Raw genomic sequence first — 17738 nt, 5'->3', positions numbered from 1 at the left:
TCCACTCTATTATTTACAGCTTTCAATTGCTTCCTTAATGGTATTCATTACAATATCCATTTCCTGTTTATTTATGATAAATGGTGGTGCAATGGAAATTGCATTTGCAAGAGTTCTTACACGAACACCCATATCTAAACATTTCTGCGTTACTTGACCTGCTAATGCAAAATCCTGCTCTTTTGTCTCTCTATTTTTAACAAATTCAATTGTAGAAAGCAATCCGATATTTCTTACATTTCCAACACAATCTAATTTACCAATTTCATTACATGCATCTGCCATCTCAGATCCCATATTATTCACATTTTGTAATAAATTATTTTTCTCAATAATCTCTAGATTCTTAAGAGCTACTGCACATGAAGCAGCATGTCCAGAATATGTAAAACCATGAAGCCATGCTTCTTCTGAACTTGCATTCTGGATTACTTCATTAATTTCATCTGTTACTTGAATTCCTCCTAATGGTGCATAACCACTTGTAATTCCCTTAGCAAAGGAAAGGATATCTGGCTGTACATTCCAATGATGATGTGCAAACATTTTTCCTGTTCTTCCAAATCCGGTAATAACCTCGTCTGCAATCATCAAAATTTCATACTTATTACAAATCTCACGAATTAGCGGGAAATAATCGCATGGTGGTACAATTCCACCGCCTGAACCTTGAACTGGTTCAGCAATAAATGCAGCAACTGTATCTGGACCTTCTTTAAGAACGGCTTCCTCAAATGCTCTAGCTGCTGCCTGTCCAATAGTTTCCCCTTCCTTAACATCCCCTGTAAAACGATACGGATTTGCATTTGGAACATGAACAAATCCTGGTATCTTCTCAAACATGTTCCAGAATTTTGGAATACCAGTAGCACTTGCTGCTGCCATAGTCATTCCATGATAAGAATTATTCAAGCAAATAATCTTTGTTTTACTTTTTTTCCCTTTTCTTTTCCAATAATATTGAGCTGTCTTAAATGCAGAATCATTTGATTCGGAACCACCACAAGTGAAAAATGTGGTTCTTAAATTTGGATATGCATATCCTTCAAGTTTTTGTGCTAACTCAATCTGTGGCAATGTAGAAGAACCTGAGAAGTTAGAGCCATAAGCAATTTTGCACATTTGATCATATGCTGCCTGTGCAACCTCTTTATTTCCATAACCGATATTGACATTCCACATACCAGCAAATGCATCTAAAATCTTTTTACCTTCTACTGAATAAAGATATACACCTTCTCCTCTTTCTACAATAAGTGGATTACCATGTGAGGACACATGTTGCAGGGGATGTAACACTTTTTTATCTTCTTCATAAATTTTTTGAATTTTATTTTCCATTTTAACTACTCCTTCTAAAAAACTGTACTTTAATAACCATATACAACATATATGCTTCTAAATTTGCTCTATGTATTCCAGGCATATTGAACTTATTGAACTAGGTCCAGATGCAATAGCTAAAATACAATCGCCATGATTAAGTTGTCTGGTTATGCATAATTGATTGAGATTAATTAGTAGATCACTTGAAAAGCAATGAGCAAAATTTGGAATTTGCTCTTTATAAAAGATGTCCTCATTAGCAAGTAACGATAACGAAAACGTTTTGATGTAACTATTGCTGTAATTATTTGTTAGAATATGTTGAAATGTTTGATTTTTCTCATCTAGATTTTTCTTTCGTATAAAATCAATACATTTACTAACCTGTATAATATAATCCTCATAGGATAGTGCAGTATTTCCCAGCATCTCTTTATTATGATACTGGTGTATATCTCCAATCTTAAAACTATTTTTTCTTGGTTTGGAAGAGATAATGCAGCTTGATGCACTATCACTTTTAATTGATGTACCAGGAGGAACTATTCTGCTTTCGTCCACTCCTGTAACATCTGAAGTTATAATACATACATGGTTGTTCTTTTGTCTAAGACTGTTTTCAAACTGCTCTTCCATTAAAAAATTTTTTCCAATTCGGATTGCACTAATAATATTAGCACAATCGGAAAGATAGACTCCATATGGATAAGCATCTATCCCTAATCCTTTTAGCAGCTGATTTAAATCTTTAATACCATCTACTCGATTATACGGTGATGGCGGACTATGAAAACTTCCTGTTGAAAATACTAACGTTCCAATGTCTTTCTCATTTCCTTTTACTGTTTTCTTAGCTGCTTCTAATGCGATATCATAAACTGATCCGCTATACTCATAATAATACTTTAAGCCAAATTTACGAAATAGAGATATTCTTTTCTCAGGAATATGTTCTGCTAAGTCTTCTAGTTCCCGACGATCTCCAACCGCAAATTCAATGTCTGATATATATGCTTCCATATCGCCCTCCTCATATGGATCAACCACCATAAGCTGAGTACTTATTCAGGCCATTATGCCAGATTAACTTACTGATTCCATATAACACCAATATCCAAGCAATTCCTATTCCTAACACCTGTAACTGTTCCGTATTAGAATACCTGTTCTGCATAACTGTTACTGGAACATATCCAACATACTGAAAAGGTGTCACCATCAGCAGCTCTCTTATACCTCTTGGAAGTAATGATAAAGAAAATACCTTACCTGATAAAATACTAACAACAACTGTATAAGCTCCTACAATACCGTTTACTTCTGAGAAATAAAATGATAGAATTCCTAAAATATAATAAATAAAAAAGTTAATTACGTATCCAATAAACATGCTCAATACAAAAAGTACTGCTGTCTGCACAGATAATGAAATTGCTAACCAGTCTTGAATACATAAATAAAGAACTAGTACTGGGAAAAATCCACACACAATAAATGCCAGTCTCTTAGGCAAGTCGCAGAAGAAATGATAGCTTAAATAGGAACATGGCTTCATTAAATATTTACTAAGACCGCCATTTTTAATTTCATCGCATATCTGCCAGGTAATTTCACACTTAATAATGGTTGTTACAATCATGATAATAAAATAATAAGAAATCATTTCACGGATTGAATATCCATATCCCGCTTTTGAATAATTTCCAATTGCCAGCCAGATTAATGAATTAACCCCAAATGGAATAAAAGAACATATAATTGAAGTAATAAAATGAAACTTATACTCCATAAAATTCTGCAGACTTACGGTCATAATCTTTCTATATTTACGAAACATACTCAATCTCCAATCTAGGAATAAAATTTGCGAACAAGCTCTTGCATATCTGTACTTTCAATGCTTATGTCTCGAATTTGTTCTATATAATCATTCATTAACGTACTTGACAATTTCAGTGAAACATCCTTTTCCACTTGAATTTTAATTTCATCATGTGTTTCATCAATAATTTCAGCAGAATACTCTTTAATCCGCTCTTTTATTGCCTGTTTATCTTTCTTGCATTTCACTCTTACAATCTTATATAAAGACTGCTTTTCAATGAAATTATCTAATGAACCATTAAATACTAACTCCCCTTGGTTAATAAGCATAAGCCTTTGACATACTGTTTCGATATCATCCAGATTATGGCTTGTAAGAATTACTGTGGTATTGTGTCGTTCATTGTATTTCTTTAATACCTCTCGAATATTATATTGGGATACTACGTCAAGACCAATAGTGGGCTCATCTAGGAAAATGACCTCAGGTGAATGAATTAAGGACAAAATCAGTTCCATCTTCATTCTTTCCCCTAAAGATAAACGTCTTACCTGTGTATGCAGCAAATGCTCTACATTCATCATCTCAACTAGTTCATGCAATGTCTCCTTATATTGGGCATCTGGAACTTCAAATAATTCTTTGTTTAAAGCAAAAGAATCAATTGCAGGTATATCCCACCAGAGCTGTGTTTTATTTCCCATTACAATTCCGATTTTTTTTAAGAATGCATATTGTTTTTCAAAAGGATAAAATCCTAATATATTTATTTCTCCACTGGTTGGCTTAAGAATTCCTGATAGCATTTTTAACGTAGTCGTTTTTCCAGCACCGTTAAGTCCAATAAATCCAACCATATCACCTTTATTTATTGTAAAATTAATATGCTTTACGGCATCTTTATGTAATATTGTCTTATGCATCAGATTCTTTAATGAGCCTCTAACTCCCTCCTCTTTTTTATAAAAGTCGTATGTTTTTGACAAGTCCTTCACATGTATAATTTCCATTTCACTTCTCCTTTTCCATCTTTTAGCTACTAGCACTTGAATATCTTTTTAATCCTCTTCTGTATAAAATATGTGAAACTCCAAAAAACAAAAATGCAATAATCAGAGCAATAATGAGCCTAATTGCCGTATATTTCCCCGCATAAAACAATACAGGATAGCTAAACGCAATACCTAATGGTATAATAAAAGTAAATATCTTTTGCACTGCCTTTGGATATATCGTAATCGGCTTATTACCAATTGTAAACAGCTCCTGTGAATAGCCAATAATTGAATTAACATTAATTACCCAAAATGCCAGCATGGATAAAATGAAGTAAAATGAATTAACAATAAGCAAACCTATTCCTACTGCTACAAAAAAGAATACAACTCTAATCGGTTCGTTGGCAATTCCAATCCTAACAAGATAAAAAATAATCATGGATAAGTTAAATAGGATATTAAACAGTTCGCCTACATTAGTTAAACGAAATGTCATGTAGAATCGTTTATTTATAGGCTTTAAAAATATAAAATCCAAGTCACCTGTCCGAATCAGATCTGGAATTGATATGAATCCACTTGCACTAAAGCAGGAATGTACCGCATCTATGAATCCACATACAAAAACGAGTAACATGGCATCATTCTGCGTCCATCCGGAAATGGTGGAGGTATTTGAATATATAATTCCAAAAAAGAGCACATTCATAATTACCCATAAGAATTCAAATAACCCACCTAAAATAAAATTTGCCTTATACTCAACTGCGTTCATAAATGAGTACTTGAAAAATAGACAAAAAATCTTAACACACTTTTTTAATTTCATTATATTCTCCTCTTACATTCTGCTTATTTTCATCAAGCTTTCGTTCGCTTCTTTCTAAATGTCGCATCCATCTCAAATAGGAGATTATCTCTGCAGACATCGGTTACTGTCACATTGACTGGAAGATCATATTTCATTTTTTCAATAAACTGGTTATACTCTTCTATAAATTCTGGTTTCTTAATAAATACGGTTCCTTCACATAATGAATCCATATCCATATCATATTTTTCAAGAATTGCCATAATAACCTGATTTGTCTTCTCAATCTGTGCCTTAATATCATCTAAATAAACCGTCGCACCAGATTCATCAATTGAAGCTGTACCTGACAGATATACAAATTCCTCATCTTCGTTTTTCACAAGCATCGCACGTGAAAATGCAGAACCATATCGATAAGCAGAACGCTGCTTATCACCAGTCTCACACTGTATTGTTACTTGTTCTCCGTTTTTCACTTTAATTGCTAATACATCTGTTACGCCTGCATATCCATATGGATTACCACACCCGATTCCAGTACTTGCTGGCATATATATATCTTCTGCCTCATCTTGACTTGCTTCATCCCATAAATGCTGTTCTAAAAAAACTTTTGTTCTAGCCTTATTAAACTCATCATACTGCGTTAATATCTTATCTAGATAAATCCATGTACGAATTACCTGTTTCAGACAGAATCCATATTTCTCAAGGACTTCTATAGACTCTCCAAACATCTGGTAAGCTTGATCGAAGTATCCATCTGAAGCTTTCCCATGTGCAGAATGAAGTATAAAGTAATCTGCAGCAGATGTCTCCCAGATATGACCACGGACTTTTTCATTTACAATCACATCTTTCATAGTTCCCGCACTTTTCTTGACAGCACAAATATTGATTCCGGATATGCCCTGTCCCCATTGCGGCGAACCATCTAAGCAGCTAAAGCAAGCATCGTCCATATTCAAGCCTAAAATACTGCTACGGGCTTTTTCGATTTCTTCATAACAGGCATTACTAGCAAAAACTCTCTCATGAAAAATTACAAGTTCCTGCCTGCTAATGATGTTCCGTACTTCTTGATACATCATTTCCGCTAACTCCGAAACACTTTTTGATGATTTCTGGTTTCGTATAATAATATGAACCATTTTGTCCTCTTTGTGGTCAATGTATATTTTTATATCTTTATTGATAAACATCTGATTTTTCATCATTTACCTCCACATCACATAACCTATCACTCACCTTGATAACTCATGAAATCCATATGAGTCGTTCGAATAGTAATATCATCTGTAAAGAGCTGTTTGCCATCTAGTTCAAAACCATGTGTTATTTTCCTGACAATTTTTCTATTTAGAAAATCATAGAAATATAAATAGTTCATATCTGTGAAAACAATGATTTTACTATCCTGTGATACTTCGATGGACACAATATCATGTTCACTGGTTAATGAATTAATAAACAAACTTAAATCCTCCTGGCCATCCAGCAAACTCTCGCCTATATCATCGTAGTAGAACAACTCCATATTATCTGCATCTACAAACATCAGGCGGTTTGGCTGACCAAATGTACAAAGATAAGTTTTCCCATTTACAGAAAACAACTTATGCGAGGTATAGCGGTATCCCATTTCATGGCTAAATGCTCCAACATGGGTCAAACCATTATTCTCTATTCTGTATTTATCAATAACTGCTGGTTCAAAATATATAACTCCATCCTTTACCCCAAAGAAGTTGTGTGCCGAAGTATATACAAATTCTTCGTCACCCTGGTCATAAACTTCAAAATGTGCCGGACTTCCTCCTGTTGTATTATAATATTTCTGCTCTTTTGTATCTCTATTAATCATTAAAATCCTGCCATTAATGCACTTTACATCAAATTTTTCACGCATTTTCTGGTATAACATATGTCGTTCCTGGCTAAAGGATAGTTCCTTATACTTCATACCTAACTGCAATGATAATTTAAAATACATTCGGCTTAACTCATCTTGCGTGACTACTTTATCTTTTTTCGCCAATTTAAAATGTGAGTAACGAAATTCATCACTTAAAAAAAAGAAGTTTTTATAATTCTTTAAAACATGAGGTGGTATCGGCTTTCCCTCGAAGGAATCGACTTCTTCAATTTCACTTAAATCAATAGAAATACGATAAATGTGCAAGCAGTTCTTACTGTCTACTACCGAAAGGAAAAAATACTTCTCATCATAATAATCTTTATAAAAGGTATGACTTATTTTTTCAAAACAGGCGTTTTCCAGCTGCACTAGATCCTCCATCTTATACACAGTCATTTTCTTATCCACATAATCTACATATGTAAAAAACTTTTCGTCTTCATTAAAGGTTAAGAAACTCCTCTCTGGAATCGAAAGAACTGTACTGTGTGGACATTTTGTTAATCTGTACCTTTCTAAATCTTCCTGCTGATTCATTATTTTCTGGTTTTTCTCCGTATTAGAATTGATATAAATCATCTTGTCATTTCTAAAGTCTACCACAACAAATGTAATAAAAAACTTGAGTGGATCACTCTTATTTGCCAGATAGTAAATCAGTTCTTTTTGAAAATGCTCTCCAACTTCCTGGATAGCAGAATCTCTCTCATAAACTTCTAACTCTAAATTTATCAATGATGTACATCCTCCCTTATTTATAGGAACTCTTACATCGCTATCATTTGCATTAGATTCATGCATTCGTGCAAAATTATGGAACCTTTCGACTACCAATAATACTAGCAATCCCCTTAATTGAGAAGTCGTCTACAACATCGCCAAATGGTAGATTCAGCTGAATTTCACGATTGATAATCATTAGAATCTGAATTGCTTCTAATGATGAACCACCCATCTCGAAGAAATCATCTTCATCTGACATACTCAAATGACTTACGTTACTGAACGCCTGTCGAATTATTTCTTTTGTCTCAAACTGCTGTCTGTCATCAGCGAGACTTGCATCATCAAATTGCATCGTTAGTTTTGTCTTATCTATCTTTCCATTTGCAGTAAGTTCAAAACTACAATCTGTTACGAAAAACTGGGGTATCATATATTTAGGCAAGGTTCTCTTTAGCGAAGTTTTTATTTCTTGAACATATTTTTCTTTGTCATCACTATTCAGCTTTAGAAATGCGACAAGTACTTTCGCACCATTATCTTTTTGAATGCATTTTACAACAGTCTGCTCTACAAAAGACTGCTCATATATTTTTGCTTCAATCTCGCCTAGATCGATACGGTTTCCTTGCAGCTTAATTGTCTGATCATTTCTGCCAACATAAATAATATTACCCTTGTAATAGAATCCGATGTCTCCTGTTTTGTACATTTTTTTATTCTTATCTTCTATACTTGGTAAAAAAGCTTTACGGGTCTGCTCAGGCTTATTTATATATCCCTTACCTACCCCTATTCCAGTAATGTATATTTCTCCTTTTACCCCATCTTCTGTAATTTTCTGCATGTCCTCATCAAGAAGAAACAAGTTCATATTACGGATCGCATCTCCCAATGGAATATAAGTGAAATCTTTTATTTCATTTAGCAAGCATGCAGAAACACATATAGATGTTTCAGTAGGTCCATAAAAATTATACAAATTTGTCTTAGGCAGTACCTGTAGACACTCCTGTACTAATTCCTTATTTAATTCCTCTCCGCTACTTACTAACTTTTTCAAAAAATTCTTTAAAGAACAGTTAGGTTCTTTAGAAATTTCAATTATAAATCTTAAGATTGATGGTACAAATTGAGCAATTGTGATTTTCTCACTTTCAATAAGACTGATTAGATAGGAAATATCTTTATAACCATTTTCCTTTGCAATAACACATGTTGCTCCAGAATATATAGGCAGAAACATCTCCCAAAGCGAAATATCAAATCCAATTGGTGCTTTCATCAGTACCTTGTCTTCATATTGCACATCAAAATAATCCATTTGCCATTTAATTCGATTAGCAAAGCCTTCATGATGTATCATCACTCCTTTTGGAGTTCCTGTTGTACCTGAAGTATATATCACATAAGCCAAATCATCCTTGCTAATCTTACATTGCTCCACTCTTGGCAATTTTACGTCTTCAGAGTATTCCTTATTATTTACTGTAATTAATTCTTTTTCGCATTGATAATCATTATCTTTTTCGTCAATAAGAATACACGATAATCCTGCATCATGAATAATATACTCTAACCTTTCTTTCGGATATTCATGTGCTATTGGAACATATACAGCCCCTATCTTGAGTATCGCCAATGCAGCAGCAATAAGATCTGGTGATTTTTCAAGATAAACACCAATAAAATCCCCCTTTTTAGCATTACGCCTTAAAAGCCTTGCTGCTATATCATTTACCATCTTATCTAGCTGTCCATATGTAATTCTTTTTTCACAATATACAATTGCCTCTCTATTCCCTATATTTCTAACATTTTGTTCAAAAGCATCTATTATACTATATTTCATTGTATGCCCATCCTTTATAAAACTATGTAATACTACCCTAGCAAAGCTAAAATATTATTCATGCATTTGACTAAAGTATTAATTCCAAATCCCCACATCAAGACTGCAGAAAATCTGTCAATAATTTTATATTTATCTGCGGTTAAATTCTTATTAATTATTTTCCCAATAATGACAAGCATTGAAAAGAAAAATAAAGATGTCAACATACATACTAATGTAAATAGCACTTTTTCACCATATAGTTTATAGGACAATGATGTAACTCCTATTACCATTACAGTATCAAAAATTGCCTGTGGATTAAATAATGATATAAGGAACACAAAAATACAACGTTTTCGCAAACTTATCTCTGTCTTTTCTTTCGCATTCATAACATGGCTAACATCACGAAACCATAAATTCCATCCACAACAAACTAAAAACACGGTAGAAATACCATACAAAATTGCAGTTACTATACCATTTTCCCCTACAAAATAAGACAAACCACCAATACCGAGCAGAATTAACATACAGTCTGATAATGTTGCCGAACAAACTATAAGCATATTTTCTAACTTCTTACCATGAGTCATGCTATGGAGTAGAATAAATAAATTCTGTGGCCCTACAGGAACAATTAATCCAATCGACAGCAAAAAACCATGTAAGATAATCTCAAATGTCCGGATTAAAATGCTGGAATCTCCTTATCGCTAGCTGGAACAAACAATCCTTTAGGCTGGAAATGGCTAAACTGATTGTTTTCCTCTTTTTCTACTTTCTCAAAACTTGCTGTAGCTGTCGATAAAGCAAGCTGCCAATACATATATAAGTGATCTGCCGTAAGCTTTTCGGTATTTACAACTGGTTTGCCATAACCAAGCTCATCACAATTCATCCAGTAATCACTAAAGTTTTTATGATTAATTGTATAGCCAAATTTTTCAGGTTCGTACCACATAGGCGTTCCTGGGAATGGAACTGGTACGGAAATGTGTATAGAATCTGTTAATCCTGTTTCAATAAAGTGTTTAATTGCTGCAATTCTACGTTCTACAGTATCTTTCGTGTCGCCACCAAGACCAATTAGCCAATAAGTCTGAACAGTCATACCAGCATTCTTAACTAAGCGGCACTGTTTTTCCGTTTTAGTGGCATTAATAGGCTTATCCATATTATTCAAAATATTCTGGTCATCAGCTTCTACACCAAATGCTACTTGAATACATCCTGCCTTTTTCATAAGCTGTAAATCCTCTTCATTCAATCGGCCAACGGTTGTCTGACACCACCATTTAATGTGGCTCAATCCTCGTTCAATTAATAAGTTACAAATTTTATGTGCATTATCTCTGCTTATCTGATATGTCAAATCACCTAAACAGTAAAACTCAATACCAAAGTTGTCGACCATATATTGTACTTCGTCAACAACAGATTCAGGAGAACGCAATTTAAATTTTTTATCATAGTAATGAGTGATTGTACAGAATGCACATCCATGTGGGCATCCCCTTGCAGACAATACTCGAGGCACAATAGGACTAGATTCCTGACAGATCAATTCGTATGCCGGGAAAGGAAGATTATCTAAATCAACTTCTGTAACATGTCTTCTTTGATTTTGAACTGTTTTTCCATTCTCATCTTTATAAACAAGATTTTTTACTGTATGAATATCTCTTTTTCCATCGAGATATTCCATTAACTCTAAAGTAGTCTGTTCTCCCTCACCAACACTGATAAAATCAATTAATTCTGGATGTTCTTCTAACATCTCTTTACCATATAGGGTTGGATGTAAACCTCCAAATACAATCTTTGCTTCCGGATGATGCTTACGAACAAGTTTTGCAATTTCAAATCCTCTGTTGATAGCTACTGTTTTTGAGGAAATTGCAAATACTCGTGCATTTTTTGTCTTAATTGCTGCTTCAATATCCTCCAGTTCAATTTTTCGGTTTTCCTTATAACGTAAATAACGGTCGTATGCATGAAAATCTAATGCATCTACATTGTAACCAGCTTTTAATAAAGTTGCAGCAATAAAGAAAATACCATGATTAGGTTCTGAAGGAATATCCCCTAACAGGACTGCATGCTTATGCATGGTCTCCCAAAACTGTACTACGATCTGATTCTGCTCATCCTTAAGTTCTCTTGTTAATAAATGAGGCTGAATAAAGATCACGTCTCTTGGCTCTGTTGACTCCATAATTTCCATAATTGGTCTTCTTTTGAACATTGTAATTTCTCCCTTTTATTTTACTTTTTTTCTTTTGTCAACATAATATCAGTAGTAAATCGGTAATCAAATGTGAAATACTAGTGCTAAAAAAGTCTACATCGTCAGTAATATCTCTAGTATAAACTAGTCATCAACTGTCTATATTTAGCTATTGTCTAGTCTTTGCTGAGTACAATTTGCTAACTATATTAACAAGTAAAATTAAGTAAAAATATGTGTCGAAATTCTTAAGTAAAATTATATGTAAATTGCATGTTTACATTATACTTTAATTGGAATGTTTTTTCAATACATACTTGCTTTTTCTCTATTTAATAAATGCATTGAAAATATGTATATTTTTTTTATTAGGGAGGACAATTGTGTCAATCTTGCAGTTTGGCATTTTCAATGTGTATTCAAAAATTCTAGATGTGAAGTTCAATTGAATTGAAGCACCATTAATTTTCTGAAATGTCAGCCCTTTGCAAAACATCTTTTCACCAAATACAGCAGCCATATAAAAATCTGAAACATTAATACTTGTTTCTCCTTTTTTTTCATTTTCCAAATAAAACTCTATCTTATCTTTATAATTTCCATATTCGGAACAGGCATAAAGTTTTAACTGCTTATAGCTCCCTTTTTCAATGTGTATTTTTTGTCTTTGGCAAGATATATTATCCATATTTCTTTCGTTTAAAATACCCATATCAATGTTTTTCATTCCTTTTCTCATAAATGCTTCGTCTATTGCAGCTTTATTTATTACAAAATAAATTCCTGTATTTGATATATTTGCCAAAGTATCATCACACATAGCACTTTCTATTGCCCTGTTATTATAATACGGCTTAATATCCAGATGCCTCCACTCTATCTTTTCTTCCCGTTCTTTGAATTTGTCATGTGCTAACCGTCTCAGATATTTCATTAACTCATTATCATCCTTGATAATTGTTTCAGCAATTTCCTTAAGTTCTTTCTCACTCACATTATTACAAGCTACAAACTTTTTATATATCGAATTCAATTTTTTCTTACGCATGCTAATATACTCATTCAAATTGAACTCTTTTTCTTCCATTCCAATTTCAAGCCATTCACTTGCAAATCTGCACAAGGCCTTTACATGTCCAATGTATCTTCGGCAAGCATTTTCATAATTGTATGCAATTGTATTCTTCATTGTGTTAAGATTACTCATATAAATTGCAAAATGATTTTGTTTTTCCCGAAATTCCTTATCCATGTAATCAAACAAATCCTTAGAAGCAGATAAGGCTTTTCCTTCGATTCTCTCTACCGTATATAAATACCTTACTGGCTCTTCCTTCATATTCCCATAATCCGTCTTTTCATGAAGCTCCCATACCATATCCTCTGTTAATGTAATTGGAAACATGATGTCATTCCCTTCGGCTTGAATTCCTCTTAAAAAACTATTATCTCTAACAGTAAATGTGTGCGTATGTGAGTTCCACTTATCAATAAGCAAAAAATGCCATTTGTCTCCTAATTCACTCATATAGTATAAATTAAAAAACATTGCATTATATTTTACAAGCAGCAACACAGGTGTGCCATTAATAATAGAATTTTTTACAGTATTCAAAAAATTCTCTTTATCTTCTGGTGCATAACTATGAAGTCTAAATCCTAACAGTTTTAATACTGCGGCAATTTCTTCAATTCTAATATCATCTGGTTCAATATCTACTAAACAGTCATCTTTTCCCCAGTTATTATAAACAGTAGTCAAAAATAAAAACTTGAAAAAGTTATCATAATCATAACAGCCAACTGCTGCCGCACTCGGAATCTGTAAACAATTATATTCTTTAATACTTACACCTTTTCGGTACAAATCTGTACTTAATTCGTATACCATAACAACATCTCCCATATCATAACAATATTTAGTATTTCTCAAACTTATTTATTCATACAAAATCCTTTAAATATGCTTTTACAGAGTATGTCATTTCAATTAATATGTAATATGCATTTATCACCATTTTATCATTGTGTAAATTCACCCAACACATTTTTCTTTAAAGTAAATTTTTTAACTGTTTTGCCTATAATTCATGAGTATGTTTATGAAGTGTATTAATAAGTGAAACTCCATAGAAGTAATTTGATAAATATGCATTGAATATGCATTGAACATTTAAGTATATTTAATTATAACTTTATTCTCCTGATACAACAACCACTTTTTATAAATTTCTCTATTTCTTACTATTTATATTGAAAAATTATAATATTAATTTAGTAAAAATATTTAAATGATTTTATATGAAATCTAATAGCCTTTCCATATACCTCTGATAATTCTCCTGAATCAGTTCACTATCCAAAACACCTGTTTTTCTAATTAATTCCGTACCATTAAAAAATAGGCTGGTATCACTCCAATCCGAATCCATTAAAATGGATAAAAGAAATCTTTGCAGACATCCAAAATAGAACTTATTATGAATTTTATCGAAAGTATTTATTTTCTTCACGAAAGAACAGAATTCCTCATATGCTTTTTGGAATAACTCTTCCACCATATCAAATACTCCATGGTGAGAAGCAATAGCATAAGAAATTATTTCTGCCAATATTTTTTGGGATGCTTTTCCTTTATGATATCTTGTATGTTGTGCAACGGTCTGATATTTTTTATTCTCGCCATCTTTTACAATATGTGCTAACATTCCTTCCTCCCAAGCAGTTATAATTTCTTACCGTTTTTTTGCATCGCCTAGAAAAAAAGAACATGAACTGCTCATGTTCCTTTTTTTATCCCTATTTTACATGCAATGTAACACTTTTTCCTGCATTGTCTATATTCAAATCTGCTTTTGATACATCAAATTTCTTTCCTACTTCAAAGAAAAGCAGGTATCTTTTGCTTTTTCCAGGTTTTACAGTCTCTTTTACAAAGTGAATGTCATGTTCAAGAATAGTAACCAGTGCTTCATTAGAATTATCTCCATCTAACGTATACGTTACGTTTTTTTCACCAGTCTTAAATATCTGGTCAGAATTTCCTGTATTTTTTGCCTTCAATTCAAGTACCAGTAATTTCTTTCCTGCACTAGCTGACAAAGAAAAATATGTACTTACGCCATTTTTAGGATAGCTTTCATACATTCCTTTATTTTTTACACTAATTTGGAAATCCTTGCTTCCGAACACTTCCCCTGCTGTAACCGTCTTTTCTTCTAATGAATCAGCATTGCCTGCATCTGTTTCAGGGCCTGGCTGACTGGTGGCTGTATTCTGAATTTGCGTGACTGGTGCTGCGGATGAAACTGGCTGATTTTCCTTCTCCTCGTTTTCTTCCGTTTTCTTTTCCGTATCCTCCATAACGAACACATCAGGACTTTTATGATATTTCAGCAGACTATATGCGATATATTCTGCAACTTCACTATTCTCTGTCTGGGTCATAGTTACGCTTGAACAACCTGTAAGCAGAAATGAAAAGGCAAGAAAAATACAAAATTTTCTTTTATTCATCTAAAACCTCCATCATGTGATACTTAATCATAAATATAGTAACACTCTTTTCCCTATAAAACAATCCCAATTAGTAAACTTTACTCATTAATTTCTAATTATCTGTTTTTCTTATCCACATCAAACCAGAAGCATACCCCATTTTCCGTATTATACACACCATAATTCTGGTTCAATGCTTTCATAATGGCACTGACAATAGAAAGGCCGATTCCATTCCCGCCGTATTCTCTTGTACGTGCCTTATCCACTTTATAAAACTTAATCCAGATTTTTTCAAGTTCTGCTTCTGGAATTGGATTTCCTGTATTAAAGACTGATACACGAAGGTTATCTCCTCGTTCTTCTAAATGGACCCGAATCACTTTTTCCCCAGCAACATGATTTAGCGCATTGCTTATAAAGTTTGTAAATACTTCTTCTACCATATATTCATCCGACCATACATAGACTGGCTCCTGATAGTCGTATTGAAGCTGCACTTTTTTCTGTTCAAACAGAATATGAGTGGAATTTAAGACAGAAGCCATCATCTGGCTAATATCAAACCGTTCTATCTGCAATACATTATTGCCAAACTCAATCTGATTCAAGGTAAGCAGTTTCTTCACCATTTTATTCATCTTCTGGGCTTCATCCATAATGACTTCACAATAAAAATCCCTGCTCTCCTGATCATCCGTAATGTTTTCCTTTAATCCCTCTGCATACCCCTGAATTAAAGCAATCGGTGTTTTCAATTCATGAGACACATTGGATAAAAATTCTTTTCTCATGTCATCTATCTGCGTTTTCCGTTCATTGTCCATACGAAGTTCATTATTGGCAGTCTTTAACTCTGATATGGTATGCTCTAACTGATCGGATAGTGCATTAATACTTGTCCCAAGTTCACCAATTTCATCTTGGCTTTTCACATCGTACTTTGCAGTAAAATCAAGTTCTGACATTCTCTTAGAAATATCTGCCAGCCGAAGAATCGGCGTGGTGAACTTTCTGCTAAAGAAATACATCAGAATAACACCCGCTATCCCTGTAATAATGCCAATCAATGCCAGAAATTTATTGGTATTCCGAATATTTTGAGACATGCTCTCCAAATTAGATCTCGTAAAAATAAAAATTCCATTTTGCTTATCCAGCGGTGCCATTAGCTCCAGATAATCCGAATTGGTGTGTCCATCCCGTTTCTGAAAAATTAAACAATTATCCTCGGAAACGATAACCTTATAATTTTTATTTTTCTCAGTTCCATAGATTTCACCAAACCGTTCCGCTACAAGCTGCCTGCTTCCATGCGTTGCGTCATTTGGATAGAACATAACTGGATACATCTTGTCTCCATAATAACTAACACCAAATACATAAATGTTCATCTGCTTATTTTCTGCTAATGCACTCATCACTTCCTGTTCGTAGTCATTCTGTAAAATATAATTGCCATTAAATCCTGTATACGTATGAGCATAATACTCTTTCACTTTATTATAGGAATCATAAAACTTATTGGTCAAATCTCTTTTATAGTAAAGAGGATAAAACGTCAGATTCATAAGCCAAAGCAGAAATACAATGAGAAGAACAAAACCGGCCAGCATAAGTGTCAGTTTAAGACGGACTGAGTTCTTAACTTCTTTTATTCGTTTTTTCATGGTGTATCCACCTCGAATTTATAACCCATTCCCCATATAGTCTTAATGTACTCTCCCTTTCCCCCCATTTTGCTTCGCAGTTTCTTTACATGGGTGTCAATGGTTCTGGCATCTCCAAAATAATCATAATTCCAGACATTATTTAAAATGCGCTCTCTGGATAATGCTACTCCCTTGTTTTCTACAAAGTAAGAAAGCAGTTCAAACTCTTTAAAACTAAGTTCTACCGTTTTTCCATCAATGACTACCTCATGAGCTGTTTTATCCAATACAATGCCGCCAATCTCACACTTTTCCTCTTCTTTTCCATTGATTCTTCGGACAATGGCATTCACTCTGGCAACAAGGATTTTTGGACTAAATGGCTTGGAAATGTACTCGTCCACTCCTAAATCGAATCCCATCAATTCATCTCTTTCTTCTCCCTTTGCCGTCAGCATAATAATTGGCACATTGGAATACTGACGGATCTCTTTACAAACCTGCCAGCCATCTAACTTTGGCATCATCACATCCAAAATCACTAATGCGATATTTTTTACCTTAAAATAAATGTCTAACGCCTGCTCCCCATCTTCGGCTTCTATTACATCAAATTTTTCACGGACTAAAAAATCTTTCACTAATTTTCTCATACGGCTTTCATCATCTACTACTAAAACTTTTAAATTTTCCATGATGTATCCCTCCTGATCCTACCTTCTATTGCTTCTTATTTTACAAATGAAATGTGTTAAAAATGTGAAGCTGCTGGTACTCTTCCTGTTCCTTTTCTGCAGGTTCTAACACAAGAGAAGGCTGAGATTTTTATCCTCTTCTAATCAAATGCAAACCGTTCATTCAAAAAAATGCACTTTATATCCTATTGCATTTTAATAAATTGTACCAACTTCTTATTA

At 33.5% G+C, this 17738-nt stretch carries 15 protein-coding genes; all 15 read right to left on the bottom strand.

The window, feature by feature from the left end:
- Positions 1 to 9: 9 nt before the first annotated feature.
- Positions 10 to 1341 carry an aminotransferase family protein gene (locus tag BMY85_RS06370; RefSeq protein ID WP_092477431.1) on the bottom strand — a complete coding sequence of 444 codons (1332 nt, stop codon included), beginning with the start codon at positions 1339 to 1341 and terminating at the stop codon, positions 10 to 12.
- Between the two features lie 57 nt (positions 1342 to 1398).
- Positions 1399 to 2346: a hypothetical protein gene (locus BMY85_RS06365; RefSeq protein ID WP_092477430.1), complete on the bottom strand. Its 948-nt coding sequence runs from the start codon at positions 2344 to 2346 to the stop codon at positions 1399 to 1401.
- Positions 2347 to 2365: 19 nt separating this feature from the next.
- Positions 2366 to 3163, bottom strand: a complete 798-nt coding sequence (locus tag BMY85_RS06360; RefSeq protein ID WP_092477429.1) for an ABC transporter permease — start codon at positions 3161 to 3163, stop codon at positions 2366 to 2368.
- Positions 3164 to 3177: 14 nt separating this feature from the next.
- Positions 3178 to 4161, bottom strand: a complete 984-nt coding sequence (locus tag BMY85_RS06355) for an ABC transporter ATP-binding protein (RefSeq protein WP_092477428.1) — start codon at positions 4159 to 4161, stop codon at positions 3178 to 3180.
- A 22-nt stretch (positions 4162 to 4183) separates the two neighbouring features.
- Positions 4184 to 4978: an ABC transporter permease gene (locus BMY85_RS06350; protein ID WP_092477427.1), complete on the bottom strand. Its 795-nt coding sequence runs from the start codon at positions 4976 to 4978 to the stop codon at positions 4184 to 4186.
- Between the two features lie 32 nt (positions 4979 to 5010).
- Positions 5011 to 6177 (bottom strand): Rid family hydrolase, encoded by a 1167-nt coding sequence (locus BMY85_RS06345; protein ID WP_092477426.1) that lies wholly within the window; start codon positions 6175 to 6177, stop codon positions 5011 to 5013.
- A 26-nt stretch (positions 6178 to 6203) separates the two neighbouring features.
- Positions 6204 to 7616: a hypothetical protein gene (locus BMY85_RS06340; protein ID WP_092477425.1), complete on the bottom strand. Its 1413-nt coding sequence runs from the start codon at positions 7614 to 7616 to the stop codon at positions 6204 to 6206.
- Positions 7617 to 7692: 76 nt separating this feature from the next.
- Positions 7693 to 9456: a non-ribosomal peptide synthetase gene (locus BMY85_RS06335; RefSeq protein WP_092477424.1), complete on the bottom strand. Its 1764-nt coding sequence runs from the start codon at positions 9454 to 9456 to the stop codon at positions 7693 to 7695.
- Positions 9457 to 9488: 32 nt separating this feature from the next.
- Positions 9489 to 10100 (bottom strand): LysE/ArgO family amino acid transporter, encoded by a 612-nt coding sequence (locus tag BMY85_RS06330; RefSeq protein ID WP_177180668.1) that lies wholly within the window; start codon positions 10098 to 10100, stop codon positions 9489 to 9491.
- A 32-nt stretch (positions 10101 to 10132) separates the two neighbouring features.
- Positions 10133 to 11689 (bottom strand): B12-binding domain-containing radical SAM protein, encoded by a 1557-nt coding sequence (locus BMY85_RS06325; protein WP_092477422.1) that lies wholly within the window; start codon positions 11687 to 11689, stop codon positions 10133 to 10135.
- A 310-nt stretch (positions 11690 to 11999) separates the two neighbouring features.
- Complete coding sequence (locus tag BMY85_RS06320; RefSeq protein ID WP_092477421.1) at positions 12000 to 13562, bottom strand: hypothetical protein; 1563 nt, start codon at positions 13560 to 13562, stop codon at positions 12000 to 12002.
- A 406-nt stretch (positions 13563 to 13968) separates the two neighbouring features.
- Complete coding sequence (locus tag BMY85_RS06315; RefSeq protein WP_092477420.1) at positions 13969 to 14379, bottom strand: HD domain-containing protein; 411 nt, start codon at positions 14377 to 14379, stop codon at positions 13969 to 13971.
- A gap of 91 nt (positions 14380 to 14470) precedes the next feature.
- A complete protein-coding gene (locus BMY85_RS06310; RefSeq protein ID WP_092477419.1) occupies positions 14471 to 15187 on the bottom strand; it encodes a hypothetical protein in 717 nt (238 codons plus the stop codon).
- A gap of 98 nt (positions 15188 to 15285) precedes the next feature.
- On the bottom strand, positions 15286 to 16839 hold the full coding sequence (locus BMY85_RS06305; RefSeq protein WP_092477418.1) for a sensor histidine kinase: 1554 nt from the start codon (positions 16837 to 16839) through the stop codon (positions 15286 to 15288).
- Positions 16836 to 17516 carry a response regulator transcription factor gene (locus BMY85_RS06300; RefSeq protein WP_092477417.1) on the bottom strand — a complete coding sequence of 227 codons (681 nt, stop codon included), beginning with the start codon at positions 17514 to 17516 and terminating at the stop codon, positions 16836 to 16838. The genes BMY85_RS06305 and BMY85_RS06300 overlap by 4 nt, the downstream gene beginning before the upstream one ends.
- Positions 17517 to 17738 lie beyond the last annotated feature (222 nt).

Origin of the sequence: [Clostridium] polysaccharolyticum, assembly GCF_900111595.1 — a bacterium.
GTDB lineage: Bacteria > Bacillota > Clostridia > Lachnospirales > Lachnospiraceae > Clostridium_AI > Clostridium_AI polysaccharolyticum.
This window is presented reverse-complemented; position numbering and strand designations above follow the sequence as displayed.